General features: G+C 71.0%; 14 protein-coding genes. 2 read left to right on the forward strand and 12 right to left on the reverse strand.

What is annotated here, in order from left to right; all coding sequences use genetic code 11:
* From V2S04_RS01405 to V2S04_RS01460, 12 genes are all read right to left on the reverse strand, one after another.
* A complete protein-coding gene (locus tag V2S04_RS01405; protein WP_413636744.1) occupies positions 1-921 on the reverse strand; it encodes an NAD(P)/FAD-dependent oxidoreductase in 921 nt (306 codons plus the stop codon).
* Positions 914-1,243: a ferredoxin gene (fdxA, locus tag V2S04_RS01410; RefSeq protein ID WP_110555089.1), complete on the reverse strand. Its 330-nt coding sequence runs from the start codon at positions 1,241-1,243 to the stop codon at positions 914-916. Before fdxA ends, V2S04_RS01405 begins: the two co-directional genes overlap by 8 nt.
* The gene (locus V2S04_RS01415; RefSeq protein ID WP_413636745.1) at positions 1,240-2,640 is read right to left on the reverse strand and encodes an FAD-dependent oxidoreductase; all 1,401 of its coding nucleotides are present in this window, start codon (positions 2,638-2,640) and stop codon (positions 1,240-1,242) included. The genes fdxA and V2S04_RS01415 overlap by 4 nt, the downstream gene beginning before the upstream one ends.
* Complete coding sequence (gene cobA / locus V2S04_RS01420) at positions 2,637-3,578, reverse strand: uroporphyrinogen-III C-methyltransferase (RefSeq protein ID WP_413636746.1); 942 nt, start codon at positions 3,576-3,578, stop codon at positions 2,637-2,639. The genes V2S04_RS01415 and cobA overlap by 4 nt, the downstream gene beginning before the upstream one ends.
* A complete protein-coding gene (locus V2S04_RS01425; protein ID WP_413636747.1) occupies positions 3,575-4,489 on the reverse strand; it encodes an ABC transporter permease in 915 nt (304 codons plus the stop codon). The genes cobA and V2S04_RS01425 overlap by 4 nt, the downstream gene beginning before the upstream one ends.
* Positions 4,479-5,315 carry an ABC transporter ATP-binding protein gene (locus tag V2S04_RS01430; protein ID WP_413636748.1) on the reverse strand — a complete coding sequence of 279 codons (837 nt, stop codon included), beginning with the start codon at positions 5,313-5,315 and terminating at the stop codon, positions 4,479-4,481. Before V2S04_RS01430 ends, V2S04_RS01425 begins: the two co-directional genes overlap by 11 nt.
* Complete coding sequence (locus V2S04_RS01435) at positions 5,312-6,334, reverse strand: ABC transporter substrate-binding protein (RefSeq protein ID WP_413637273.1); 1,023 nt, start codon at positions 6,332-6,334, stop codon at positions 5,312-5,314. Before V2S04_RS01435 ends, V2S04_RS01430 begins: the two co-directional genes overlap by 4 nt.
* Before the next feature lie 100 nt (positions 6,335-6,434).
* A complete protein-coding gene (locus V2S04_RS01440; RefSeq protein WP_413636749.1) occupies positions 6,435-7,733 on the reverse strand; it encodes a sulfate adenylyltransferase subunit 1 in 1,299 nt (432 codons plus the stop codon).
* The gene (gene cysD, locus V2S04_RS01445) at positions 7,733-8,650 is read right to left on the reverse strand and encodes a sulfate adenylyltransferase subunit CysD (protein ID WP_413636750.1); all 918 of its coding nucleotides are present in this window, start codon (positions 8,648-8,650) and stop codon (positions 7,733-7,735) included. Before cysD ends, V2S04_RS01440 begins: the two co-directional genes overlap by 1 nt.
* On the reverse strand, positions 8,647-9,387 hold the full coding sequence (locus V2S04_RS01450; RefSeq protein WP_413636751.1) for a phosphoadenylyl-sulfate reductase: 741 nt from the start codon (positions 9,385-9,387) through the stop codon (positions 8,647-8,649). The genes cysD and V2S04_RS01450 overlap by 4 nt, the downstream gene beginning before the upstream one ends.
* Positions 9,384-11,105: a nitrite/sulfite reductase gene (locus tag V2S04_RS01455; RefSeq protein ID WP_413636752.1), complete on the reverse strand. Its 1,722-nt coding sequence runs from the start codon at positions 11,103-11,105 to the stop codon at positions 9,384-9,386. The genes V2S04_RS01450 and V2S04_RS01455 overlap by 4 nt, the downstream gene beginning before the upstream one ends.
* A 137-nt stretch (positions 11,106-11,242) precedes the next feature.
* Positions 11,243-11,929, reverse strand: coding sequence for a sirohydrochlorin chelatase (locus tag V2S04_RS01460; protein ID WP_413636753.1), 687 nt, complete (start codon positions 11,927-11,929; stop codon positions 11,243-11,245).
* Between the two features lie 190 nt (positions 11,930-12,119).
* Between V2S04_RS01460 and dnaK the strand changes: the two genes are divergently transcribed.
* Both dnaK and V2S04_RS01470 read left to right on the forward strand, forming a co-directional pair.
* The gene (dnaK, locus tag V2S04_RS01465) at positions 12,120-13,979 is read left to right on the forward strand and encodes a molecular chaperone DnaK (RefSeq protein WP_413636754.1); all 1,860 of its coding nucleotides are present in this window, start codon (positions 12,120-12,122) and stop codon (positions 13,977-13,979) included.
* A gap of 2 nt (positions 13,980-13,981) precedes the next feature.
* The gene (locus V2S04_RS01470) at positions 13,982-14,620 is read left to right on the forward strand and encodes a nucleotide exchange factor GrpE (protein WP_413636755.1); all 639 of its coding nucleotides are present in this window, start codon (positions 13,982-13,984) and stop codon (positions 14,618-14,620) included.

Consider the following 14,620-nt stretch of genomic DNA (forward strand, 5'->3'; position numbering starts at 1 on the left):
TCAGTGGGTGGTGGCGACGCCGATCCGATCGTGCGTGATCACGGCTGCGACGCGTGCGCCGGCCCCCGCGGCGACGATCAGCTGCTGCGGGCCGGGGGCTGCGACGTCGCCCGCCGCGTACAGCCCGGGAATGCTCGTGCGCCCGGACCGGTCGGTCATCAGGTGCCCGGCACCGTCGCGCTCCGGGGCCAGCCCGCCGAGGAACGACAGATCCGCGTCCCACTCGGGGCGCACGAATCCGCCGTCGATCGCGTGCTCGCCGCCGTCTGCGGTGCGCACCGCCTGGATGCGCCCACGATCTCCCACGAGCTCGACGATGGCAGAGCGCACCACGCTCACGCCGGCGGTGGCGAGCTCCGCCTCCTCGGCGGTGGCGACCGCATCCGAGCCGTTCGTGAACACCGTCAGCCGCGGCGTCCAGTGCGCGATCAGCCGGGCGCGGTCTGCGAGGTCGCTCGACTCGCCGATCAGGGCGAGGCTGCGCCCGCGCAGCTCCCACGCATCGCACGCTGCGCAGCTGAACAGGCTCATGCCGTAGAAGCCGCGCAGGTTCGGCACGTCGGGCAGCGTCTCTCTGAGCCCGGTGGCGAGCAGCACCGAGCGCGCGTTCACCTGCTCCGAGGGCTCGCGGCGGCCGATGCCGGCCGTGTACCCGGCATCCGTCCGCGTCAGTGATCCCACCCGCACCCGCGAGCGGATCTCGACGTCGGGGTACGCAGCGAGCTCTTCACGGGCGATGCGGCGCAGCTCGAACGGCGGCACCCCGTCGCGGGTGAGGAAGCCGTGCGAGTTGAGCGTCGCCGCGTTGCGCGGCCGGTCGGCATCGACGATCAGCACGCGCGCGAGCGAGCGGCCGAGGTTCAGCGCGGCCGAGAGGCCCGCGGGGCCGCCGCCGACGATGAGCACGTCGTAGTCAGTCATGCGCGTTCGCTCCGGCCGGCACCGCCGCCACCACCGGGTGGTCGACGTCGTAGGCGCCGACCTTCGACGCGCCGCCCGGCGAGCCGATCTCGTCGAAGAACTCGACGTTGGCCTTGTAGTAGTCGGCCCACTCCTCGGGCAGGTCGTCTTCGTAGTAGATCGCCTCGACCGGGCACACCGGCTCGCATGCCCCGCAGTCGACGCACTCGTCGGGGTGGATGTACAGCGAGCGCTCGCCCTCGTAGATGCAGTCCACGGGGCACTCGTCGATGCAGGCGCGGTCCTTCACGTCTACGCACGGCAGTGCGATCACGTAGGTCATCGGGTCAACACCCCCGGCCGCGAGATCTCGACCTGCTCGTCGCGCGCGACGACCTTGACCCGCTCGCGGACGTGCTCGTGGCTCTCGCCGAGTGCGCGCTCGTGGGCATCCAGAGCCAGCCAGCCGTCCCACGTCGTGTAGGCCGTCTCGCGCTCGTCGAGCAGATCGAGCACGTCGGCGTCGACGACCGGGTCGGCGAGCACGCCGGCCTGCGCATCGGCGACGAGGTGCCCGACGGTCTCGAGCGCGTCGGACTTCGTGTGGCCGATCAGGCCGACCGGTCCGCGCTTGATCCAACCGGTCGCGTACAGACCCGTCTCGTACACCCCGCTCTCGCCGAGCACGCGACCCTCCTCGTTCGGGACCACGCCGCGGCGCTCGTCGAAGCCGGCTCCCGCGACGCGGGTGCCGTAGTACCCGATCGCGCGGTAGACGGCCTGCACGTCGTATTCGCGCACCTCTCCGGTCGGCACGGGTGCGCCGGACGCGTCCGGCGCGGTGCGGGCGAAGCGGATGCCCTCGACACGCTCCGCGCCGGTGATCTCGACCGGCGCGTGCCAGAAGTGCAGGTGCAGACGGCGCGATGCCCCGGTGGACGGCCGGTCGCGCCACGAGTTCAGGGTGCGGAGCATGATCTTGAGCTGATTGTTCGCTGCGGCAGCCGGGTCGACGCCCTCGAAGTCCGCGTCGTCGAGCACGATGTCGACGTCGCGCACATCGCCCAGCTCACGCAGCTCGATGGGGGTGAACTTGATGTCGGCCGGCCCGCGACGCCCGAACACGTGCACATCGGTCACGGCCGACGACTCGAGCCCGGCGAGCACGTTGTCGGGCACCTCGGTGGTGCGCAGGTCGACCGCGTGTTTGGCGAGCACGCGCGCGACGTCGAGCGCGACGTTGCCGTTGCCGATCACCGCGACCGACGACGCCTCGAGCGGCCAGGTGCGCGGCACGTCGGGATGCCCGTCGTACCAGGCCACGAAGTCGGCCGCTCCGTAGGAGCCGGGCAGGTCGACGCCGGGGATGTCGAGAGTCGCATCGCGCAGCGCGCCGGTGGCGAGGATCACCGCGTGGTAGCGCTCGCGCAGCTCGGCGAGCGCGATGTCACGACCCACCTCGACGTTGCCGATGAACCGGATGGTGCGCCGTGCCGCGCCGGCCTCGGGCAACGCATCGAGCATCTCGTGCAGCGAGGTGACGATGCCCTTGATGCGGGGGTGGTCCGGCGCGACCCCGTAGCGGATCAGGCCGTAGGGAGCCGGCAGCGACTCGAACAGATCGATCTCGACCGCGCCGATCGACTCATGGGCCTTCACGGCCTGGGCGAGCAGGTTGCCCGCATAGATGCCGGCGGGGCCTGCGCCGACGATCGCGACGCGCAGCGTGGAGAGGGTCATGACAGGGAGACCTTTCGAGACGGGGAGGGGGAGGAGTGGACGTCGATGGCCCGGATGAGTCCGGTGTCGACCGCGAGGCCGGCATCGAGCGCGGCGGCCAGGCGCGAGCGCGGCCGCCGGCGTGCAGGCGGGGAGGCGGGGGGCGCCGCTGCGTCGCCGGCATCCGCCGACGCCGGCTCGAGCGACGAGGCGTACGGACTGAGCCGCACCACCTCGCCGATCACGACGACGGCGGGCGAGCGCACCTGGCGTGCCGCGGCCAGATGCGCGATCGTGCCGAGCGTGCCGATCGTCACGCGCTCGCCGGTGCCGTAGCCGTCCTCGATGATCGCGACGGGGCAGTCGACGCCGCGGGCGCCGGCGGCCAGCACGTGCGCCGAATGCGCCAGCGTGCTGACGCCCATCAGCAGCACGAGGGTGTGATCGGCGCCCGAGGTGCTCAGCGGCCCGCCCGGCTCGATCTGGTCGTGCGCGCTCACGACGCTGAACGACGCGGCGACGCCGCGGTGGGTGAGCGGGATGCCCGCCACTGCGGGCACCGAGACGGCGCTGGTCACCCCGGGCACGACCTCGACGCGCACGCCCGCGGCCTCGCAGAACAGCTGCTCCTCGCGGCCGCGACCGAACACGAACGGGTCGCCGCCCTTCAGCCGCACGACCTCGCGGCCCGCCTGCGCGAGCTCGACGAGCAGCTCGTTGATGGCGTCCTGCGGCACGCGGTGGTGACCGGGCAGCTTGCCGACGTCGATGACCTCGGCGGCGATCACCGCTCCCTCGGCCTCGAGCTGCGCGAGCACGCTGCGCGCGCCGAGCCGGTCGGCGACGATCACGTCGGCCCGCTCGAGCGCGCGGAGCCCGCGCAGGGTGAGCAGTCCCGCATCGCCGGGGCCGGCGCCGACGAGGGTCACCGTTCCGGCAGGGGTCGCTGTCGTGGTCATCGGGTGCCTCCTAGCAGCAGTCCGCGGTTGCGCAGCATGCGTCGCTCCACCGGGCCGAACAGCACCAGCTCGATGACGATGCCGATCGCGAGGATGAGCAGGATGGTGGCGAGCACTCCGGCGAGATCCGCCAGCTCGCGCGACTGGTTGAGCATGGTGCCGAGGCCGAAGCCGATCGACCCGCCGCTCGTGATGATCTCGGCGGCCATGAGCGAGCGCCACGAGAAGGCCCAGCCCTGCTTCAGGCCGGCGAAGTAGCCGGGCAGCGCGGCGGGCAGCGTCACCGCGGTGGCCAGCTGCCACCGGCTCGCCCCGAGCACGGTGCCCACCCGGCGCAGCTGCGGCGGCACCTGGTCGATGCCCGAGAGCAGTCCGTTCACGATCGAGGGGATCGCGCCCATCAGGATCACGAAGTAGGCGGTGGCATCGCTCAGCGCGAACCAGATGATCGCAGCGGGCACCCACGCGACCGAGGGCAGCACGGTGAGGCCCGAGATCAGGGGCCCTGCGGCTCGGCGCAGCAGCTTCCATTCGGCGAGCAGCATCCCGAGCGCGGTGCCGACCACGATCGCGATGAGGAAGCCGATGACTCCGCGCTCGAGGCTCGTGACGACGGCCTCCTGCAGGCGTCCCGACTCCCACGCCTCGCCGAACGCTCCGGCGACCGCCGCGGGACTCGGCGCCTTGTCGGGGCGCGGGTTCGCGATGACGATGTACAGCTGCCAGACCCCGATCAGCACGAGCAGCAGCGCGATGGGCGGCACGATCTTGCCCAGCAGGTCGCGCACGAACGGCGGGCGCTCGGTCGCATCCGACTGCAGGCGGTCGAGTCCGGCGGAGAGCGTGTCGAGATCCTCGCCGGCCGAGACGGGGCTGTGCGGGACGAGGGCTGCGGTCGGTTCACTGGGCATTGCGGGCGATCTCCTTGCGCAGCTCGGCGGTGATCTCGGCGGCGAGGGCCGCGACCTCGGGCGACTCGATGCGCCTGCCCGCGGTGGTCTTGATGCGCCACTGGCCGGCGATGCGGCCGGGGCGGCTGGAGAGCAGGATCACGCGCTGACCGAGCCGTGCGGCCTCACGCACGTTGTGGGTGACGAAGACGATGGTGCGGCCGGTGGCGCGCCACACCCGCTCGAGCTCTTCGTGCAGCAGGTCGCGGGTGATCGCGTCGAGTGCGGCGAACGGCTCGTCCATGAGCAGCACCGAGCGGTTCTGCGCGAGGGCCCGGGCGAGCGCCACGCGCTGGCGCATCCCGCCCGACAGCTCGTGCGGGCGCTTGTCGGCCGCCTCGGCCAGATTGACGGTGCGAAGCAGCCGCTCGGCCTCGGCATGGCGCTCGGCACGAGGCATCCCGCGCAGCCGCAGCGCCAGCTCGATGTTTTTGCGGGCGGTGAGCCACGGCATCAGCGCGGACTCCTGGAACATCACCGCCGCGCCGGACGCGGGGGTCGTGAGCTGGCCCGAGGTGAGCGGCTCGAGCCCGGCGATGAGGTTCAGCAGGGTCGACTTGCCGCAGCCGGATGCTCCGAGCAGGCATACGAACTCTCCGGGTGCGATGTCGAGCGACACATCGTCGAGAACCACCGGCCCCGAGCCGTAGCGCTTGGTGACGTGCGAGATGCGCACGGCGGGTTCGACGACGGGCGCCGCCGGCGCCAGCGGCGCGACACCGTCGAAGCTGGGGGAGAGGGGCACTGTCGTCGTCAGCGGGCGGGCCAGCGTGTCGTCGCGGGTCATCGGTCGGCACCGAGCCCGGCGGCCGAGACGGTCTCGGCGCCCGACTTCTCGAGCAGTGCGTTCAGCGCCCGCAGATCGAAGAGCCCGTCGATCGAGCCCTTCTTCTGCGTGCCCGCGGCGAGGCCGTGGTCCAGCAGGGTCTCGAACGTGGCGGCTGCCGGATCGACGGTGAACGTCACGTTCTCGAGCGCGCGGGCGAGAACCGCGTCGTCGAGGCGCTTGCCGGTGGTTTCGTCGAGCGCCGCGTTGATCACCGACGGCGCCTCGTCGGCGTTCTCGTCGAGCCACTTCACGGTGGCGATGTGGCCCTTCAGCAGCTCGTCGACGATCTCCGGATGCTGGTCGGCGAACTCGGCGCGCACCAGCAGCACGGTGGTGGGGAAGTCGCCGTCCGGCCACAGGTCGGCCTCATCGATCAGCACGTGAGCGCCGGCCTCGACGACCAGCCGCGAGACCCACGGCTCGGGGAGCCACGCGCCGTCGACCTCGCCGTCCTGGAACAGCGTCAGCGTCTGGGCGTTCTCGGTGGGGGTGACGTTCACGTCGCCGTCGCCCGCGACCGAGGTCTCGTAGCCCCCGTCGGCGAGCCAGCTGCGCAGCGCCACATCCTGCGTGTTGCCGAGCTGGGGGGTCGCGATCGTGGTGCCGGCGAGCTCGTCGGGGGCGTCGATGCCGTCGCGGACGACGAGTGCCGCCCCGCCCGAGGTGGCTCCGGCGATGATGCGCGCCGAGGCGCCGCCGGATTGGATGAAGGTGTTGATGGCGGGGTTCGGACCGATGTAGGTCGCGTCGATCGCCCCGGCCGAGAGCGCTTCGATCGCGGCGGGGCCGGCGTTGAACACCTCGGTCTGCAGCGCGACGTCGCCAAGGGCATCCTGGAACAGCCCCTCCGACAGCCCGACGAGAGCCGGCGCGTGGGTGACGTTGGCGAAGTAGCCGAGGCGCACCTCGGTCACCGGCTCGGTCGCGGCACCGGATGCCGGGGCGCAGCCCGTGAGCGCCAGAGCGGAGAGCCCCATGGCGAGGGCTCCCAGTGCGGTGAATGTCCTGTTCCTGCGGGTGAAGTTCACGGTTTCGCCTCCTTAGGCTCGTGCTGCGGTTGGGTGTTTCGCGGTCGGGTCAGTCGATGACGGTGCCGGCGGCGAGCGTCGCGCCGTCGGCGGGATGGATGAGCAGCAGCGAGCCGCCCTCGCGGCTGCGGGCGTACGGCTCGAGCGGCAGGTCGGATGCCAGGCGCAGCCGCACCCGGCCGATCTCGTTCTCGGCGAGCGACGCATCGGGCTGCGCGGTCAGATCGGCGTGGGCGAAGGTCTCGAGGTCGCGGCGGGTGAGCACCTCGGCGACGATCGCCTGCACGGTCGCGGTGCCGTGCTTCACGAGCACCCGGGCCCCCGGCGCGGTGGCGCGCGGATCGAGCTGGAAGAGCTCGACCACGGCATCCCGGCGCAGCTCCGGAGCCGAGCCCTCGGCGACGATCAGCGCGCCGCGGGCGGCGTCGATCTCGTCGGCGAGGGTGAGCGTGACCGACTGGCGCACCGCGGCCGTGCCGATGTCGGCACCTGCGACGTGCACGCCGGTGACCTCGGTCGCGCGGCCCGAGGGCAGCACCTGCACGCGATCGCCGACCGAGACGGCGCCCGCGGCGATGCGACCGGCGAAGCCGCGGAAGTCACGCAGCCGCTCGGCCTCGTCGGCCGGGATCTCGGGCGAGAGACCGCCCTGCGGGCGCAGCACGAGCTGCACCGGCAGGCGCAGCGGCTCATCGACGTCGGCGCGCACGGGCAGCGTCTCGAGCAGCTCGAAGAGCGTCTCGCCGCGGTACCACGGGGTGCGCTCCGACCGGTCGACGATGTTGTCGCCCTCGAGGGCCGAGACGGGCAGCACCCGCACCGCACCGATGCCCAGTTCGTCCGCCGCGCGCAGCGCCTCGAGCTCGATGTCGACATAGGCCTGCTCGTCGAAGCCGGTGAGGTCGATCTTGTTCACCGCGACGATCACGTGCGGCACCCGCAGCAGCGACGCCACGGCGAGGTGACGCCTGGTCTGCTCGACGACGCCCTTGCGGGCATCCACCAGCACCACCACGGCGTCGGCCGTGGCGGCACCGGTGACCATGTTGCGGGTGTACTGCACGTGACCGGGGCAGTCCGCGAGGATGAAGCTGCGCCGGTCGGTCGCGAAGTAGCGGTATGCGACGTCGATGGTGATGCCCTGCTCGCGCTCGGCGCGCAGGCCGTCGGTGAGCAGCGCGAAGTCGAACGCGCCGTGCGCGAAGCCGCGGGCCCGGGAGGTCGCGGCGACCTGATCGAGCTGGTCGGCGAGGATCGCCTTCGCGTCGTGCAGCAGCCGGCCCACCAGGGTGGACTTGCCGTCGTCGACCGAACCCGCGGTCGCGAACCGGAAGAGTGTCGTGCTCATCAGAAGTATCCGTCCTTCTTGCGGTCCTCCATGGCGGCCTCGCTGATGCGGTCATCGGCCCTGGTCGCACCGCGCTCGGTGAGGGTGGTGCGGGCGACCTCGTCGACGATGGCGGCCGTGTCCGCGGCATCCGACTCCACCGCGCCGGTGCAGCTCATGTCTCCGACGGTGCGGTAGCGCACGGTGCGGCGCACCACCTGTTCGTCGTCGCGCGGCTGCGAGAACTCGCCGACCGCCCACCACATGCCCGAGCGTCGGAAGACCTCGCGCTCGTGGGCGTAGTACAGCGGCGGCAGCGCGATGTCCTCGCGCTCGATGTAGCGCCAGATGTCGAGCTCGGTCCAGTTCGAGATGGGGAAGGCGCGCACGTGCTGCCCCGGCAGGTGCCGCCCGTTGTACAGGCTCCACAGCTCGGGGCGCTGGTTGCGCGGATCCCATTGCCCGAACTCGTCGCGCAGCGAGATGATGCGCTCCTTCGCCCGCGCCTTGTCCTCGTCGCGGCGGGCGCCGCCGAAGACGGCGTCGTGGCGACCGGCCGCGATCGCGTCGAGCAGCGGCTGGGTCTGCAGCGGGTTGCGCGTGCCGTCGGGGCGCTCCGCGAGCCGGCCGTCGTCGATGTAGTCCTGCACGCGGGCGACCTCGAGATCGATGCCGAGCCGCGCGACCGTCTCATCGCGGAACCGGATGACCTCGGGGAAGTTGTGGCCCGTGTCGACGTGCAGCACGGGGAAGGGCACCCGCCCCGGCGCGAACGCCTTCGCGGCGAGGTGCAGCACCACGACCGAGTCCTTGCCGCCCGAGAACAGCAGCACGGGGCGCTCGAACTCCGCGACGACCTCGCGGATGATGTGGATGCCCTCCGCCTCGAGCAGGTCGAGCGTGCTCAGGGTGGTGGTGGGATCGGCAACAGTGCTCATACGTGCAGCCCGCATTCTGTCTTCGTCAGTCCGGCCCAGCGGCCGGATCGGGGGTCTTCGCCGGGGGCGACCGGCCGGGTGCATGGCGCGCATCCGATCGACGGGTACCCGGTCGCGATCAGGGGGTTCACCGGCACCTCGTGCACGGTGGCGTAGTCGATGAGGTCGTCGAAGCTCCACGCCGCGACGGGGTTCACCTTCACGAGCCCGTTGCGCGCGTCCCACACCACCAGCTCCGTCTCGGCGCGGGTGGGCGCCTCGTCGCGGCGCACTCCGGTGAACCACACCTCGTACCCGCCCAGCGCCCGCTGCAGCGGCTCGACCTTGCGCCGCGCGCAGCACAGCCCGGGGTCCCGGGCGAACAGGTCGGCGCCGAACTCGGCATCCTGCTCCCGCACGCTCTGCGCGGGCTTCACGTCGACGACGTTCACGTCGAGCCGCGAAGCGACCTCGTTGCGGGTGAACGTCGTCTCGGCGAAGTGGTACCCGGTGTCGAGGAACAGCACGTCGACACCGGGAAGGCCCTCGGCCACCAGGTGCGGCAGGGCGGCATCGGCCATCGAGCAGGCGACGGCGGCCTGCGGGACGGCGAAGTTCGCCGCCACCCACGCGACCACCTCGGCGGGGCTCGCCTCCTCGGGCTGTCGGCTGCGCAGCTCGCGGTTGCCGCGCTCGGCGAGTGCCTCGAGCTCGGCCGCCGAGCGTCGGGTGGAGCCGATCGTGACGGGAGTGCTCATTGCAGGGCCTCGTCATCCGCCCGGTGCGCCCACTGTGCGAAGGTCTCGTCGGCGCCGTCGCGATCGGCGAGGTAGCGGCGGATGACGCGCTCGGCGTAGTCGGCGATGCCGTCGGCAGGCACCTTCAGCCCGCGCACGGTACGACCGAGCCCGGCCTCCTCACGGTCGACGTTCGCGAGTCCGCCGCCGAGATGCACCTGGTAGCCGGGCACCTGCTGCCCGTCGATGAGCACGAGCTGACCCTTCAGCCCGATGTCGGCGGTCTGGATGCGCGCGCACGAGTTCGGGCATCCGTTCACGTGCAGCGTGATCGGCCGCCCGATCGCGGGCTCGAGTGCGCCCAGGCGCTCCTCCAGCTGCTCGATCGCGCGGGCCGCGTTGACCTTGGTCTCGACGATCGCGAGCTTGCAGAACTCGATGCCGGTGCACGCGATCGTGCCGCCGCGGAACAGGCTCGGGCGCGCCGACAGGCCGAGGGCGTCGAGGCCGGCGACGAGACTCTCGACGCGGCTCTCGTCGATGTCGAGCACGAGGAGCTTCTGGTGCGGGGTGGTGCGCACGCGCTGCGATCCATGGGCCTCGGCGAGGTCGGCCAGTGCGGTCAGGGTGCTGCCCGAGACGCGGCCGACGAGCGGGGCGGCGCCGACGAAGAACCGGCCGTCCTTCTGCCGGTGGATGCCGACGTGGTCGCCCAGGCTGTTCGGCTTGGGTGCGGCGGGGCCGTCGGGCAGCGGGGATTCGAGGTACTCGTTCTCGAGCACCGCCCGGAACTTCTCGGTGCCCCAGTCGGCGAGCAGGAACTTCAGCCGCGCCTTGTTGCGCAGGCGCCGGTAGCCGTAGTCGCGGAAGATCTGCGTGACCCCGTGCCACACCTCGGCGACGCGCTCGGGCGGCACGAAGACGCCGAGGCGCTCGCCGAGCCGGGGCACGACCGACAGCGCGCCGCCGACCCACAGGTCGTAGCCGATGCCCAGCTCGGGGTGCTCGACCGCGACGAACGCGCAGTCGTTGATCTCGTGCACGACGTCCTGGCCCGGATGCCCGGTGATCGCGGTCTTGTACTTGCGGGGCAGGTTCGACAGGGTCTCATCGCCGAGGAACCGGTCGGCGATCTCGCGGATCTGCGGGGTGGGATCGATGAGCTCGTCGGCGGCGATGCCCGCGACGGGCGAGCCGAGGATCACACGCGGCACGTCGCCGCACGCCTCGGTGGTGCTGAGGCCGACCGCCTCGAGGCGGCGCCAGATCTCGGGCACGTCCTGCACCTCGACCCAGTGCAGCTGCACGTTCTGCCGGTCGGTGATGTCGGCGGTGTCGCGCGCGAACTCGGTGGAGATCTCGCCGATCACGCGCAGCTGCTCGGTGGTGAGCTGACCGCCGTCGATCCGCACGCGCATCATGAAGTACTCGTCCTCGAGCTCGTGCGGCTCGAGCTGGGCGGTGCGCCCACCGTCGATGCCCGGCTTGCGCTGTGTGTACAGGCCCCACCAGCGGAAGCGCCCGTGCAGGTCGGTCGGATCGATGCTCGCGAAGCCGCCCTCGGCGTAGATCGTCTCGATGCGCTCGCGCACGTTGAGCCCGTTGTCGGCGAGCTTGAACTCCTCGTTGCCGTTCAGCGGCTCGGTGCCGTCGAGCGCCCATTGGCCGTGCGGCTTGGTCGGTGTGCGACTCGTGCGGGTGCGCGCTCCGCGGATCGTGGTCGGCTGCTGGATGGTCATCTCGCCCCCTCGGTTGACTGGCTGGGGATCAAGGTACGTACTGAGATCCGAGCCGGAAACCTTCCGTGACACGGAAAGACCACGGGGGAAACACGGCGTCATGTGACGTGAAACATGACGCCCGAGGGGTGGCGTGCTCAGCTGGAATGTGCTGTCTCGTACCGCGCGACGACGAGGTCGACGAGTGCGTCGGGGATGCCCCGGTCAGCCAGCAGATCGTCGAGCAGCGGCGGGGTGATCGGGTGCTCGCCTGCGTGGCGAACCGCGAGATCGAAGAAGTATCCGCGCCCGAGCAGGTAGGTGGCGACGACGGCATCCGGCGCGGCAGCCAGCGCCGTCGGCAGATCCGGATGCCGTGCCGCGAGGTACGCGAGGTCGATCCGGCGGCCGATGCGGTCGCGCAGCAGGGCGGCCATGCCCTCGGCATCCGGCACCGAGCGCTCGTCGCGTGAGCCCGCGACGGCGAGCACGACGGGGGAGTCCGGATGCCCGATCGCGTCGAGCCGCGTCGCCAGGACATCGGCGAGCAGCGCGTCGGGGCCCAGCGGGTCGGTGACCACGGCGTCGGCGCGCTCGGCGGCCATGCCGTGCAGGTCGTGATGCACGTGGAACCCCTGGGAGAGCAGCAGCGGCACGATCACCACCGGCCCGTCGATGCCGGCCAGCGCGCTCGGGGCGTCGGGCTGCTGCACGTCGACGAAGGCCTCGCGCACGTCGACGTCCGGAAGGCGGTTCGCCACCCGGGCGACGAGGGCGGCGATCGAACGGGCGCCGTCGGCGTCGGACGTGCCGTGCGAGACGGCGAGCAGGGCGGGGCGGGTCATGCGAGCGACTATAGGTCGGCTGCCGCCCGCGTGTCGGGACGAGCGTCAAACAAGGTCACCGACCCGAACCTGAGTCGACTCATATCAACTTTGTTTGACAGCGTCCGGATGCGGGTTTACACTTGAGTCATCACGGCTCAGGTTTCATCCCGGGTCGCCCCAGACTCTCAACCCGAATAAGGAGAAACACATGGCACGTGCTGTCGGTATCGACCTCGGAACCACCAACTCCGTCGTCAGCGTCCTCGAGGGCGGCGAGCCCAAGGTCATCGCCAACGCCGAGGGCTTCCGCACCACCCCGTCGGTGGTCGCGTTCACCAAGGACGGCGAGGTGCTCGTCGGCGAGACGGCCAAGCGCCAGGCCGTCACCAACGTCGACCGCACCATCTCGTCGGTCAAGCGCCACATGGGCACCGACTGGTCGTTCGACGTCGACGGCAAGAAGTGGACGCCGCAGGAGATCTCCGCGCGCATCCTCCAGAAGCTCAAGCGCGACGCCGAGTCGTACCTCGGCGACACGGTGACCGACGCGGTCATCACCGTTCCCGCCTACTTCAATGACGCCGAGCGTCAGGCCACGAAGGAGGCCGGTGAGATCGCAGGCCTCAACGTGCTGCGCATCATCAACGAGCCCACCGCGGCAGCTCTCGCCTACGGGCTCGACAAGGGCAAGGAGGACGAGCTCATCCTCGTCTTCGACCTCGGTGGCGGAACCTTCGACGTCTCCCTGCTCGAGGTGGGCAAGGATGACGACTTCTCGACCATCCAGGTGCGCGCCACCGCCGGTGACAACCGCCTCGGCGGCGACGACTGGGACCAGCGCGTCGTGGACTACCTGATCAAGCAGTTCAAGGAGACCACCGGCGTCGACGTCGCGGGCGACAAGATCGCCCTGCAGCGCCTCAAGGAGGCCGCCGAGCAGGCCAAGAAGGAGCTCTCCTCGTCGACGAGCACCTCGATCAACCTGCCGTACCTGTCGCTGACCGACTCCGGTCCGGTCTCGCTGAGCGAGACCCTGACCCGCGCGAAGTTCGAGGACCTCACCAAGGACCTCCTCGACCGCACCAAGAAGCCCTTCGAGGACGTCATCCGCGAGGCGAACATCAAGGTGGCCGACATCGACCACATCGTGCTGGTCGGCGGTTCGACCCGCATGCCCGCCGTCGCCGACCTCGTCAAGCGCGAGACCGGCAAGGACGCCAACAAGGGCGTGAACCCGGACGAGGTCGTCGCCGTCGGCGCCGCCCTGCAGGCCGGCGTCCTCAAGGGCGAGCGCAAGGACGTCCTCCTCATCGACGTCACCCCGCTGAGCCTCGGCATCGAGACCAAGGGCGGCATGATGACCAAGCTCATCGACCGCAATACCGCGATCCCGACCAAGCGCAGCGAGACCTTCACCACCGCCGACGACAACCAGCCGTCGGTCGCGATCCAGGTCTTCCAGGGTGAGCGCGAGTTCACCCGCGACAACAAGCCGCTCGGCACCTTCGAGCTGACGGGCATCGCCCCGGCCCCCCGTGGGATCCCGCAGATCGAGGTCACCTTCGACATCGACGCCAACGGCATCGTGCACGTGTCCGCCAAGGACAAGGGCACCGGCAAGGAGCAGTCGATGACCATCACCGGCGGCTCGTCGCTGTCGAAGGAGGACATCGACCGCATGGTGCGCGAGGCCGAGGAACACGCCTCCGAGGACAAGAAGCGCCGCGAGGCGGCCGAGGTGCGCAACCAGGCCGAGACCCTCTCGTACTCGATCGAGAAGCTCATCAAGGAGAACGAGGACAAGCTCCCCGAGGACGTCAAGACCTCGGTGCAGGGCGACGTCGACGCTCTCAAGACGGCTCTCGCCGGGGATGACGACGAGGCGGTCAAGACCGCGTTCGACAAGCTGAACGAGTCGCAGACGAAGCTGGGCGAGGCGATCTACGCCCAGTCCCAGGCGGATGCCGCAGCCGGCGCCCCGGATGGTGACGAGGCTCCGGCCGACGCCGCTTCCGACGAGGACGTGGTCGACGCCGAGGTCGTGGACGACGAGGACGAGAAGAAGTAATCATGACGGACAAGAACTTCGACGAGAACGAGGTTCCGGAGGGGTCGGATGCTCAGGCATCCGGCCCCGCGCCGCAGAACCAGGACGTTCCTGACAACCCCGACTCCGCCGACGCCGCCGCGGCCGAGGGCTCGGACGACGACCTCACGGTCGACGACATCCTGAACGCCGACCAGATCGACGAGGCGGCCAGCGAGGACGGCTCCGACGCGGGCATCATCGACGCGGAGCACGCGCTGCTCACCGACCTCAAGCGGCTGACCGCCGAGTACGCCAACTACCGTCGGCGCACCGAGGAGCAGCGACACGTCGAGATCGCGCGCGCCAAAGGCGAGGCCGCGAAGGGCCTGCTGCCCGTGCTCGACGACCTCGACCGCGCGCAGCAGCACGGCGACCTCGCCGAGGGCTCGGCGTTCGCGGTGATCGCCGACAAGGTGCGCGCCGTGGTCGACCGCCTGGGCGTGGTCGCCTACGGTGCGCCGGGCGACGAGTTCGACCCGCAGCAGCACGAGGCGATCTTCCAGCAGCCGACCCCCGGTGCCACCTCCTCCACGATCCTCGAGGTCGTCGAGGTGGGCTACCGTCTCGGCGAAGTCGAACTGCGTCCGGCCAAGGTGGTCGTCGCCGTTCCGGCCGAGTAG

The organism is Microbacterium sp. OR21 (assembly GCF_047306785.1).
In the GTDB taxonomy this organism is placed as follows: domain Bacteria; phylum Actinomycetota; class Actinomycetes; order Actinomycetales; family Microbacteriaceae; genus Microbacterium; species Microbacterium esteraromaticum_E.

What these genes read in the sequence shown, in the direction of transcription:
- fdxA (WP_110555089.1), bottom strand. Translation starts at nt 1,243, where the DNA reads ATGACCTACGTGATCGCACTGCCGTGCGTAGACGTGAAGGACCGCGCC.
- V2S04_RS01460 (WP_413636753.1), bottom strand. Translation starts at nt 11,929, where the DNA reads ATGACCCGCCCCGCCCTGCTCGCCGTCTCGCACGGCACGTCCGACGCC.
- V2S04_RS01405 (WP_413636744.1), bottom strand. Translation starts at nt 921, where the DNA reads ATGACTGACTACGACGTGCTCATCGTCGGCGGCGGCCCCGCGGGCCTC.
- V2S04_RS01415 (WP_413636745.1), bottom strand. Translation starts at nt 2,640, where the DNA reads ATGACCCTCTCCACGCTGCGCGTCGCGATCGTCGGCGCAGGCCCCGCC.
- V2S04_RS01470 (WP_413636755.1), top strand. Translation starts at nt 13,982, where the DNA reads ATGACGGACAAGAACTTCGACGAGAACGAGGTTCCGGAGGGGTCGGAT.
- V2S04_RS01450 (WP_413636751.1), bottom strand. Translation starts at nt 9,387, where the DNA reads ATGAGCACTCCCGTCACGATCGGCTCCACCCGACGCTCGGCGGCCGAG.
- cobA (WP_413636746.1), bottom strand. Translation starts at nt 3,578, where the DNA reads ATGACCACGACAGCGACCCCTGCCGGAACGGTGACCCTCGTCGGCGCC.
- V2S04_RS01440 (WP_413636749.1), bottom strand. Translation starts at nt 7,733, where the DNA reads ATGAGCACGACACTCTTCCGGTTCGCGACCGCGGGTTCGGTCGACGAC.
- V2S04_RS01455 (WP_413636752.1), bottom strand. Translation starts at nt 11,105, where the DNA reads ATGACCATCCAGCAGCCGACCACGATCCGCGGAGCGCGCACCCGCACG.
- V2S04_RS01430 (WP_413636748.1), bottom strand. Translation starts at nt 5,315, where the DNA reads ATGACCCGCGACGACACGCTGGCCCGCCCGCTGACGACGACAGTGCCC.
- V2S04_RS01425 (WP_413636747.1), bottom strand. Translation starts at nt 4,489, where the DNA reads ATGCCCAGTGAACCGACCGCAGCCCTCGTCCCGCACAGCCCCGTCTCG.
- cysD (WP_413636750.1), bottom strand. Translation starts at nt 8,650, where the DNA reads ATGAGCACTGTTGCCGATCCCACCACCACCCTGAGCACGCTCGACCTG.
- dnaK (WP_413636754.1), top strand. Translation starts at nt 12,120, where the DNA reads ATGGCACGTGCTGTCGGTATCGACCTCGGAACCACCAACTCCGTCGTC.
- V2S04_RS01435 (WP_413637273.1), bottom strand. Translation starts at nt 6,334, where the DNA reads ATGGGGCTCTCCGCTCTGGCGCTCACGGGCTGCGCCCCGGCATCCGGT.